Origin of the sequence: Aestuariivivens insulae (assembly GCF_022662195.1) — a bacterium.
GTDB classification, from domain to species: Bacteria; Bacteroidota; Bacteroidia; order Flavobacteriales; family Flavobacteriaceae; genus Aestuariivivens; species Aestuariivivens insulae.
Genome location: NZ_JAKMCS010000015.1, coordinates 83,361 through 94,387, shown reverse-complemented (window position 1 = coordinate 94,387; position 11,027 = coordinate 83,361). Strand labels below are relative to the sequence as shown.

Here is an 11,027-nt window from a genome sequence, read left to right as displayed (position 1 = left end):
CGTCCTGAGTACAGGAAACCTCGTTGCTGTTGGAATCCGTAAAGGTCCATGTGATGGTTGTCGTACCCAAGGGCCACGGATCGTTTATGGCGGCGTTGTCGCTTCTTGAGCCAACGGCTGTAATGTTCCCGTCGCAGTTGTCAACGGCCACCGGAGCGGTCACGTCAGTGCTGTTGGAACAAACGGTGTCCGAATCGGAATTAAGGTCAATCTGAGCCAGATCGCTACAGTTGAACACAGGGGCCTGGTTGTCGGTAACCACAACGTCCTGGGTACAAGTGGTCACGTTGTTATTGGAATCCGTAAATGTCCATGTGATGGTTGTCGTACCTAAGGGCCACGGGTCGTTAATGGCCGCGTTGTCGCTTCTTGAACCCACGGCTGTAATGTTTCCGTCGCAGTTGTCAACGGCCACGGGAGCTGTCACGTCAGAGCTGTTGGAACAAACGGTGTCCGAATCGGAATTAAGGTCAATCTGAGCCAGATCGCTACAGTTGAACACAGGGGCCTGGTTGTCGGTAACCACAACATCTTGGGTACAAGAGGTAGGGTTGTTATTGGAATCCGTAAAGGTCCATGTGATGGTTGTCGTGCCCAAAGGCCACGGATCGTTAATGGCGGCGTTGTCGCTTCTTGAACCCACGGCTGTGATGTTTCCGTCGCAGTTGTCAACGGCCACCGGGGCGGTCACGTCGGTACTGTTGGAACAAACGGTATCAGAATCCGAGTTAAGGTCAATCTGAGCCAGATGGCTACAGTTGAACACAGGGGCCTGGTTGTCGGTAACCACAACATCTTGGGTACAAGAGGTAGGGTTGTTATTGGAATCCGTAAATGTCCATGTGATGGTTGTCGTGCCCAAAGGCCACGGATCGTTAATGGCGGCGTTGTCGCTTCTTGAACCCACGGCTGTGATGTTCCCGTCGCAGTTGTCAACGGCCACCGGGGCGGTCACGTCGGTACTGTTGGAACAAACGGTATCAGAATCCGAGTTAAGGTCAATCTGAGCCAGATCGCTACAGTTGAACACAGGGGCCTGGTTGTCGGTAACCACAACATCTTGGGTACAAGAGGTAGGGTTGTTATTGGAATCCGTAAATGTCCATGTGATGGTTGTCGTACCTAAGGGCCAAGGGTCGTTAATGGCCGCGTTGTCGCTTCTTGAACCCACGGCTGTAATGTTCCCGTCGCAGTTGTCAACGGCCACCGGGGCGGTCACGTCGGTACTGTTGGAACAAACGGTATCAGAATCCGAGTTAAGGTCAATCTGAGCCAGAGAGTTACAGTCGAACACAGGGGCCTGGTTGTCGGTAACCACAACATCTTGGGTACAAGAGGTAGGGTTGTTATTGGAATCCGTAAAGGTCCATGTGATGGTTGTCGTGCCCAGAGGCCACGGATCGTTTATGGCGGCATTGTCGCTTCTTGAGCCAACGGCTGTAATGTTCCCGTCGCAGTTATCAACGGCCACCGGAGCGGTCACGTCAGTGCTGTTGGAACAAACGGTATCTGAATCCGAGTTAAGGTCAATCTGTGCCAGTGAGGAACAATCGAACACAGGTGCCTGGTTGTCTGTTACAGTTACTAATTGCTCACAAGTGTCTGTATTACCTGAAGCATCTTCCACAGTCCATGTTACTGTAGTGGTGCCTATAGGAAATTCACCAGAAATAGGTGCGTCGTTTGTAATTGTTAAATCACTTATATCACAATCATCATTAACAGTAGGATTACCAAGATCTACATTAGAAGCAGTACATAATCCATTATCAGCAAAAACATTAACTGAGGGAGGACAGGTAATTGTTGGGGATACATCTGTTATTGTTATACTGTCTGAGGCACTTGCTGTATTACAATCAGCTATAGCATCAGGATCAGTAATTGTGAAGGTAACGTTGTAATCTCCTCCTTGAGCATAAACATGTGAAGGGTTTTGCAGGGTACTGCTATTGCCATCTCCAAAATCCCAAAGATATGTGGAATTAGGACCAGCATTAGTTGCAGATCCAGTAAAATCAACAGCTAGATTACATGTTCCTCCACTGCCAGGAGTTATGGACATAATACCAGCAGTTATAGTGTCAGCAAATACGATTTCAATATCAGTAAATACATCAACAAAAGTGTCTAAACAATCGGCGCTTAGAGGAACTCTTACATTAATTCTAAGCACATAGGTTCCAGGATCGGTTACCGTAATAGTAGTAATAGCCGCATCGTCTGGAGAGAATGTAACAGTGCCAGGGCCTGAGATTTGTTCCCATTGATAAGTTGGAGTGCCATCTACAAAACCATTAAGTTCTATTTCTACATTTAAGGGGCCAAAACATACTTCATTATCTGTACCGCTTACAATAGCAAAATCTGGATCTAATTGAATTGTTCCTCCAGCTTCAATTACTTCTGAAAAAATAACACAAACATTTCCTCCACCAGTACATGCTGTATATTTGACAGAACCTATATATATAGCTCTTGTGTTACTACAAGAAGAAGAGGTTGAACCCAAAGCCCCTGTTGTCTTACCGGTATCTGTTGTGTTTTCAATTACAATGGCTGTGTTTTCAGCTAAATACAAACCAACATTATTACTGTCCCATAATATTTGACCGCCATCTTCAATAATTATTCTGTCAATTGTTTCAGGAATGGTTAAATCGGTAGATAATATAATATCTACAGGGCTGGCGATTGTAATGGTGCCTGTACAATTATTAACAGGATCATTAATATAGGCAAGTAATTCTGTACCCGTCATTATATTGTCACCACCAGTAGCAGCTGTGTCTATAGTACACTGTGCATTGGTATAAGTAAGTCCGGTAAACAGAAAAACTAAAAGAAATAAATGTTTTATTATTTGCTTTTTAGCTTTTAATAATAGACTAAAGGTATTAGTTTTCATAAGCTTGTAGATTTGTATTGACTTTAGCAACTTTTATATATAAATTATGGTTGTACCAATTATTTGAGGTACAAACATGTTTCGTTATTATTAAAAAGTAATGAGGGAAAAATGTCGTAGCATGACGACATTAAAAACTTTATATGTGAAATCAGATTTGGGGTCATGGTTTCAGTTAATAGCTATACAAAGCAACATATATGTTATTATTATTTCAAAAAAATATGTTAAATCACACAAAAAGTCGACAACAGGCACCTAAGTGTCATATTTGTCTTTATTTAACATATAAATGTCTTAATTTGGTCACTTAAAGGTCATATTAATATAAATCTTAATTGACAAATTAAACCCTTTTTATCGATAAAAGCAACTTTTTATCGATAAAAAACAACATTTTACCGAATAATATGAAAAAACTTATCTTAATAAGACACGCCAAGTCGTCATGGAAATATAATGTTATTGACCATGAACGACCTTTAAATGAACGTGGTGAGAACGATGCTAAATTAGTGTCTAACCATATGGTTGGTAGTGGTTTAAAACCAGATTTGGTCTTGGTTAGTGATGCTACACGAACACGATTAACAGCCAATACGTTTATAGAAACTTTAAATATCGAAAGAGATATTGTTCAATTTAATCATGATTTGTACGATTTTTCAGGATACAATTTAACGCAGGTTATAAAGGACTGCAACTCTTATGTTGATACCTTAATGGTATTTGGGCATAACCACGCCATAACAGCATTTGTTAATACCTATGGTAATGCATATATTGATAATGTGCCAACATGTGGTGTTGTTATCATAGCGTTTGATATTGAATCGTGGAATGACCTTAAACAAGGGGAAACCATTAAAACGATATTTCCTAGGGACTTGAAAGGCTAGTATTGAGTCAAGGACTTTGCAGGAGAGGTTTAAGTGTAAAAATCTCAGTCGCAGGATCCAATGTAAATAAGTAGTTTTTTGGAGATTCATCAAATAACTCAGTAACAGCTTGCAATAAAAACTAAACGACTTAGCCCCATAGAGCGGATAACGCATATAGTATTAATGAGAAAGTAACTTCAAACAATATAGGACAATAATCAATCGCTTACCCTTCTTTCTTAATCCATATTAATTAATAAAGACTCCTTTAAACTTTTAGTATTAAATACAATATATTTGTGTACATAAATGTTTGAATATGATTCCTGCGATTGCCATAGAAAATAAATACATAAATAGGGAGATAAGTTGGTTACAGTTTAATGCAAGGGTGCTTCAAGAGGCATCGGATGAAACAGTGCCTTTAATTGAACGCTTGAGGTTTTTGGGGATTTTTTCGAATAACTTGGATGAATTTTTTAAGGTTCGTTATGCCACGGTCAGGCGTATTGTGGAAGCTGGTAAAGGGGCAAAAAACGAATTAGGCGGGATAAGGGCAAAGGAATTGCTTGAAATTATAACCAAAATTGTAATAGACCAACAAAGTGAAAGTTTGGATATATTACAAACCATTACGCAAGACTTAGAAAGGGAAGGCATTTATATTATAGATGAAAGCCAGATAGACAGCAAGCAACACGATTTTTTACGCCAGTACTTTATAAAAAATGTTAGCCCCGCTTTGGTGACCATTATATTAAACGATTCTGTTTCTATTCCAAACCTTAAGGATAGTGCCGCTTATTTAGCTGTTAGAATGGTCATGGAAGACGATAGCAGGCAATTTGCACTAATAGAGATTCCAAAGAGTATTAACCGTTTTGTAGTATTGCCTAAACAGGGAGATAAGCACTATATCATCATGATAGATGATCTGTTAAGGCATTGTTTGGCAGATATATTTAACATATTCCATTACCAAAGTATTTCTGCCCACATGATTAAAATAACGCGTGACGGTGAGCTGGATTTTGACAGCGATTTAAGTAAAAGCTTTGTAGAAAAAATTTCAGACAGTGTTAAACACAGACAAATTGGGGAACCTGTTAGATTTGTTTACGATAAAACTATAGATCAAGAAACGCTGCAATATTTGATGTCTAAAATGGGAATTGATGATACCGATAGTATTATTCCCGGAGGACGGTACCATAATAGACGTGATTATATGAATTTCCCTAGTTTAGGGAGAACAGATTTGCTTTACGATAAGATAGAAGCACTTCCCATTAAGGGATTAAGTTTAGAATCCAGTATTTTTGAAGCTATAGCTAAAAAAGACTATTTGCTGTATGCTCCTTACCATACCTTTTCTTATGTGGTGAAGTTTTTAAGGGAAGCAGCCTTAGACCCAAAAGTCAAGACCATAAAGATTACGATTTACCGTTTGGCTGAAATTTCTTACGTAGCTAGTGCTTTGATAAATGCAGCCATTAACGGTAAGGCGGTAACAGTGTCCATTGAACTGCAAGCGCGATTTGATGAAGAAGCTAACATTAATTATGCGCAACAAATGAAGGATGAAGGCGTACAGCTTATTTTTGGTGTAACAGGATTAAAAGTGCATAGTAAAATGTGTATTGTAGAACGTGAGGAAGGCAAAAAATTGATGCGCTATGGGTTTATTAGTACGGGTAATTTTAACGAATCGACAGCTAAGATATATACAGACCATACGTTGTTTACTTCCAACCAGAGCATTCTTAAGGATGTCAATAAAATCTTTAGCTTCTTTAATGCCAATTATAAAATATATAAGTATAAACATTTAATTACATCACCTCATTATACCCAACGAGCTATTTTTAAATTGATTGATGATGAAATTACCAATGCCAAAAAGTATAATAATGGTTTTATAAGGCTAAAAATGAATAGTATTTCCAGTTACGTTATGGTCGATAAATTATACGAAGCCAGTAGGGCTGGGGTTAAAATACAAATGATGGTTAGGGGGATATGTAGCTTGATTCCAGGAGTTGAAGGTATGAGTGAAAATATTGAGGTATTAAGTGTAGTTGATAAGTTTTTGGAACATTCCAGATTATATATCTTTGGCAATAATGGAGATCCTAAAGTTTACATTTCTTCGGCAGATTGGATGACTAGAAATATAGATAATAGGGTAGAAGTGAGTTGTCCTATCTATGATGACGATATTAAACAGGAAATCATTGATAATTTCAATATAAGCTGGAGCGATAATGTTAAAGCCAGAGTTCTGGATGCTTCACAAAATAATAATTATAAAGTAGATAATAAGGAAAGGGTAAGATCACAATTCGCAATTTATGATTATTATCAAAAAAAATTAGAAGAATAATATGCTCTCAATTAAAAAATACGCAGCTATTGATATAGGATCCAATGCTGTGCGACTTCTTATTGCCAACGTTATTGAACAAAAGGGAAAACCGGTTCAGTTTAAAAAGAGCTCTTTGGTACGTGTTCCCATTCGTTTAGGAGCCGATGTTTTTTTAAAACAGCGAATTTCAAAGGGAAATACGCAACGTATGTTAGATACCATGTTAGCTTTTAAACTGTTAATGACCTCTCATAAAGTGGTTAAGTACAAGGCTTGTGCTACTTCGGCTATGCGGGAATCGCAAAATGGTAAGCAGGTGGTAGAAAGAGTTCTAAACGAATCTGGCATAAGCATAGATATTATTGATGGAGAAGAAGAGGCTGCTATAATTGCTGCAACAGACCTTCATAAGTATATAGACCCTAACAAAACTTACCTTTATGTAGATGTTGGTGGGGGAAGTACGGAGTTTACTTTTTTTGATAAGGGAAAACCAGTAACATCTAGATCTTTTAAAATTGGTACGGTTAGACTGTTAAACGATATGGTGTTAAAGGAGTCTTGGATTGAACTGGAACAATGGATAAAGGCTAACGTTCAAGCTTATGAAAAAATAGCAGTTATAGGTTCTGGAGGTAACATTAACAAGATTTTTAAAATATCTGGTAAGGCATTGGGTAAACCGTTAACTTACTTTTATTTAACCTCGTATTACGACACTTTGCAAAGTTATTCTTATGAGGAGCGGATTGTAGAGTTGGGCTTAAACCAAGACAGGGCCGACGTTATTATACCCGCTTTGCGCATTTACTTATCTGCCATGAAATGGAGTGGTGCCAAGCATATATATGTGCCTAAAATTGGATTGGCCGACGGCATTATTAAAAGTATATATTATGATACTGTTTCGAGTAATACACAGTAAAATTTTGCAATTCACCTTTAAAATATTCTTTTTTTGACAAAAAAATATATATTCGTTTTTTAATCGTTTGCTATTAACATAAACCCAAATTTATTGATTATGAAAAAAACACTACTTTTAGTTTTACTCGTAGGCTTTACTGCTTTTTACGGGTTTTCCCAAGATACTAAATACGGCGTACGTGCTGGTTTAAACATTTCTAATATGGATTTTGATCCTGATGCAACGTTTAGTAACCAGCATAGAAACGGATTCATGATTGGTTTCTTTGGAGAGTTTGGTCTGTCTAAATCTGTGGCATTCGCTCCAGAGTTACAGTTTTCTTCTGAAGGCGCAAAAACCAAAGCATTTAGATTGGATTATATTCAAGTTCCAGCAGTTTTTAAATTTAGATTGAGCGAAAAGCTTTATTTGGGTCTAGGGCCACAAGTAGGTGTAAAAGTCCATGAACATGAAGATGGCATTAAAAACTTTGCGTATTCTGGAGTAGGAGGTATTGAGTTTAAGTTATCCCATACCTTGTTCTTGGATGCACGTTATACTTATGGATTTTCGAATGTTCTTGAGGATTACATGTCGTTTGAAGGAAAGAACACGAACATTCAATTTGGTTTCGGATATAAATTTTAACCATGCACGGTCTCGGACTTACCGAGATTGGACATGATTTTGGCTTCATATTCAAGAAGTTGCTGCCATTTGGTGTTAACTTCTTTTTTATTGCCATATTTTCTGGCGAAGCCTAAAAACATAGTGTAGTGATTGGCCTCACTTACCATTAACTTTCTATAGAATTCGGCAAGTTCTTTATCATTAAGTTCTTCAGAAAGTAATCTAAACCGTTCGCAACTTCTGGCTTCAATTAAGGCTGCATATAATAAACGATGTACCAATTGGGTGGTTCGACTGCCTCCTTTAGGGAAAAACTTAGTGAGCTGAACGACATACTCATCTTTTCGATCTCTCCCCAATACCCAACCTCGTTCTATAATTTTATCATGGACCATTTTAAAATGGCTTATTTCTTCTTTAACCAGGGCAACCATTTCCTGGACTAACTCCGTATATTCAGGGAAGCTCACCATTAATGAAATGGCGGTGCTTGTTGCCTTTTGCTCACAAAAGGCATGGTCGGTTAATATTTCTTCTATGTTTTTTTCAACGATATTAACCCAACGTGGATCTGTAGGTAACTTTAAGCCAAGCATGATTAAATATTAATTTGTGATAGGTTGATTTCTTGTATTTCTATAGTTCCAAAGTTGTCTATTACCAAAGCATAATCTTTACATATAAATGATTCTGGTATGCAAAAAGAAACATTTATGTTAATACTGTTTTTTGCTTCCGATTCATAATCTATCCATAAAGACTGCATAATGGCTTCTTTCCAAAAGGCATCATGTACAAAATTCTTAAAGAAGGATTTATTTATGGTCGTATTTAAAATTGTTGTTCCTTCATTTGAGATATTTAATTTGGCTTCAAAATTATTATAATGGTGTGTAATGTCTATACCGTTTTTTAAAGTGTTTTTAATTACTGAATCTTGAGCCAGGGAATAGTACTTTAATTTTATTCTAAACTTATTATTTAAAATAGTATCAGTATAAATTTCAGTATAAGAATTAGGTGTGTATTCAATTTTTCGGGAAAAATCTTTTAGGAGGTTGTGTTGTTTAAGTATTTCGGCATTACTTTTATATGCTCTGTCTCTGCCATCACAATTCATTAAAGTAGTTATGGTAAAAAACAAAATAATTGGTATGGTGCTTATTTTTAATAACTTACACATCTAATCCGAAGGTTTTTTTTAATAGTTCTATATTGGGGTTTTTTTCTTTCAATTTATTGAATTTATCAATAGTAGTGTATGCATATTGTTTTTCCTTTTCCTCATTCACCGTAATATCTAAATCTATTGCATAGTTATTAAGTGTCTTTCTAATAAAGGAAAGTAATTCGTATTGATTGGCCAATAATTCCTTTTTGTTAGTTTCATTGGGGTACTCCAAATAAATGGTAGTGTCTCTAACTTTTGGGGTGTCTATAGACAAAATGGACGCCAAATTGTGTTTGCCTTTATTTTTTAATTCTTGGGTGTAGGTGTGCCAAGTAGAAACAAGTGCATCTTCGGTAAATGGCTCTTTTGGCAAGTTTTCTTCATCGACCACCACATCAATTTGTTTGATTTGATGTTCTTTCTTTGCTCTTATACTGCTTAACGATAGCCCAGAAGTAGATTTCTTTTCCCTGCTTAAAACAATTTTTGGTCGTTCTAAAACTGTAGTTGAAGCAGACGCTGTTGCTTTGGTAGTGACTTTTTCTTCTGTTTTATCCTCTTGTTGTACAGGATTTGTATTGTGCTGTTTAATTTCTGGTTTGGCTACCGGAATAGGGGTTATTCCTGTTTTCTTGAAATAAGAGGGGGGGATTATGTAATGTTTACTATTTTTTTTTTCTCCATCAAAAGTGATAGAGGCTAATTGCATTAAACATAACTCAACGAGTAACCGCTGATTTTTACTGGTTTTGTATTTGAGGTCACACTCGTTAGCCAGTTCAATGCCTTTTAAGAGAAATTCCTGAGGTGCTCTTTGCGATTGCTGTAAATACTTATCCTTGGTTTGCTCGCCAACTTCTAAAAGCTCTATGGTCTTAGGTGTTTTGCATACGAGCAAATCCCGAAAATGGGAGGCCAGTCCAGCAATGTAGTGATGTCCATCGAAGCCTTGTCCCAGTGTTTTGTTAAATTGTATGAGTAGCTCGGGTATTTTATTTTCTAAAATTAAATCGGTACTTGTAAAATAGGTTTCGTAATCTAATACATTAAGATTTTCGGTAACGGCTTGTCTGGTTAGGTTTTTACCAGAAAAGCTAACGACGCGGTCAAAAATAGACAGGGCATCACGCATGGCGCCATCTGCTTTTTGAGCAATGATATGCAACGCATCATCTTCGGCATTGATCTCTTGTTGCTCTGCTATATATTTTAAATATTCTTTAGCATCCCTAACGGTAATCCGTTTAAAATCAAATATTTGACAACGTGATAAAATGGTTGGGATAATTTTATGTTTTTCAGTGGTAGCCAAAATAAAAATACAGTGCTTAGGCGGCTCTTCCAATGTTTTTAGAAACGCATTGAATGCAGCTTGCGATAGCATATGTACCTCGTCTATAATGTAGACTTTATATTTACCAACTTGGGGTGGAATACGAACCTGGTCTGTTAGGTTTCTAATGTCATCAACCGAGTTGTTCGACGCGGCATCAAGCTCGAAAATATTAAAGGCAAAATCTTCGTCGCCACTTTCATTGCCATCACTATTAATCATTTTAGCCAGGATGCGGGCACAGGTTGTTTTGCCTACACCACGAGGCCCTGTAAACAACAAGGCTTGTGCTAAATGATTATGTTCTATAGCATTTAGTAATGTATTGGTAATAGCCTGTTGCCCCACAACATCCCTAAAGGATTGGGGTCTATATTTACGTGCCGATACAACGAAGTGCTCCAATTTTAATCAATTTAGTCCAACATCCTATGATGCTATTGCTAGATGTAACAAAGTTAAAAATTCAATTCTTAATTCTTAATTGTGGATTCAGAATTTAAAAGGAGTTATTAACAGGTTATTAGTTTAGGGTACTTAATGTTTTAAGTATTTAAAGAGGTTAAAATAATTAACGTAAACCTTAGTAAAGGTTAAGTGTTTATGTTATTGCGAGCAGAGCGAAGCAATCTGTAAGTCCAGTAATACCCAAACCACAAGAAATCCTTAGTGGCTATACGCCCTGGTAATGACGAAAGTTGGAATTAACCACATAAAAGTCGTCAAATTCACGACGCTTTCGCTAATCAAACCCTATTAGACAATTATTAAACCCCATAAGCACTTTTTTACGCGAATTTTATATTTCGAAAAACTAAACTTAATAAAACAA

8 protein-coding genes are annotated in these 11,027 nt (G+C 37.2%); 4 read left to right on the top strand and 4 right to left on the bottom strand.

What is annotated here, in order from left to right:
• The coding region (locus tag MR062_RS15310; RefSeq protein WP_242205846.1) for an HYR domain-containing protein at positions 1–2,908 on the bottom strand (2,908 nt) is incomplete at its 3' end.
• Positions 2,909–3,318: 410 nt separating this feature from the next.
• On the opposite strand from MR062_RS15310, the gene MR062_RS15305 reads away from it, so the two are divergent.
• The 4 genes from MR062_RS15305 (at position 3,319) to MR062_RS15290 (ending at position 7,709) form a co-directional block, all read left to right on the top strand.
• On the top strand, positions 3,319–3,807 hold the full coding sequence (locus tag MR062_RS15305; RefSeq protein WP_242205844.1) for a SixA phosphatase family protein: 489 nt from the start codon (positions 3,319–3,321) through the stop codon (positions 3,805–3,807).
• A 301-nt stretch (positions 3,808–4,108) separates the two neighbouring features.
• Positions 4,109–6,172 carry a polyphosphate kinase 1 gene (gene ppk1, locus MR062_RS15300; protein WP_242205843.1) on the top strand — a complete coding sequence of 688 codons (2,064 nt, stop codon included), beginning with the start codon at positions 4,109–4,111 and terminating at the stop codon, positions 6,170–6,172.
• Between the two features lies 1 nt (position 6,173).
• Positions 6,174–7,079, top strand: a complete 906-nt coding sequence (locus MR062_RS15295) for a Ppx/GppA phosphatase family protein (protein WP_242205841.1) — start codon at positions 6,174–6,176, stop codon at positions 7,077–7,079.
• A gap of 99 nt (positions 7,080–7,178) precedes the next feature.
• The gene (locus MR062_RS15290) at positions 7,179–7,709 is read left to right on the top strand and encodes a porin family protein (protein WP_242205839.1); all 531 of its coding nucleotides are present in this window, start codon (positions 7,179–7,181) and stop codon (positions 7,707–7,709) included.
• Here the strand turns inward: MR062_RS15290 and miaE are convergent.
• The 3 genes from miaE to MR062_RS15275 are packed head-to-tail and all read right to left on the bottom strand — an operon-like array spanning position 7,706 to position 10,600.
• Positions 7,706–8,287, bottom strand: coding sequence for a tRNA-(ms[2]io[6]A)-hydroxylase (gene miaE, locus MR062_RS15285; RefSeq protein WP_242205837.1), 582 nt, complete (start codon positions 8,285–8,287; stop codon positions 7,706–7,708). The two genes, MR062_RS15290 and miaE, sit on opposite strands and share 4 nt — an antisense overlap.
• Before the next feature lie 2 nt (positions 8,288–8,289).
• On the bottom strand, positions 8,290–8,874 hold the full coding sequence (locus MR062_RS15280; RefSeq protein WP_242205835.1) for a DUF4738 domain-containing protein: 585 nt from the start codon (positions 8,872–8,874) through the stop codon (positions 8,290–8,292).
• Positions 8,867–10,600 (bottom strand): DNA polymerase III subunit gamma/tau, encoded by a 1,734-nt coding sequence (locus tag MR062_RS15275; RefSeq protein WP_242205833.1) that lies wholly within the window; start codon positions 10,598–10,600, stop codon positions 8,867–8,869. The genes MR062_RS15280 and MR062_RS15275 overlap by 8 nt, the downstream gene beginning before the upstream one ends.
• Between the last annotated feature and the right edge of the window lie 427 nt (positions 10,601–11,027).

Bases quoted from the DNA above. Each gene is read 5' to 3' on its own strand.
- MR062_RS15305 (WP_242205844.1), top strand. From the start codon at position 3,319: ATGAAAAAACTTATCTTAATAAGACACGCCAAGTCGTCATGGAAATAT.
- ppk1 (WP_242205843.1), top strand. From the start codon at position 4,109: ATGATTCCTGCGATTGCCATAGAAAATAAATACATAAATAGGGAGATA.
- MR062_RS15295 (WP_242205841.1), top strand. From the start codon at position 6,174: ATGCTCTCAATTAAAAAATACGCAGCTATTGATATAGGATCCAATGCT.
- MR062_RS15290 (WP_242205839.1), top strand. From the start codon at position 7,179: ATGAAAAAAACACTACTTTTAGTTTTACTCGTAGGCTTTACTGCTTTT.
- miaE (WP_242205837.1), bottom strand. From the start codon at position 8,287: ATGCTTGGCTTAAAGTTACCTACAGATCCACGTTGGGTTAATATCGTT.
- MR062_RS15280 (WP_242205835.1), bottom strand. From the start codon at position 8,874: ATGTGTAAGTTATTAAAAATAAGCACCATACCAATTATTTTGTTTTTT.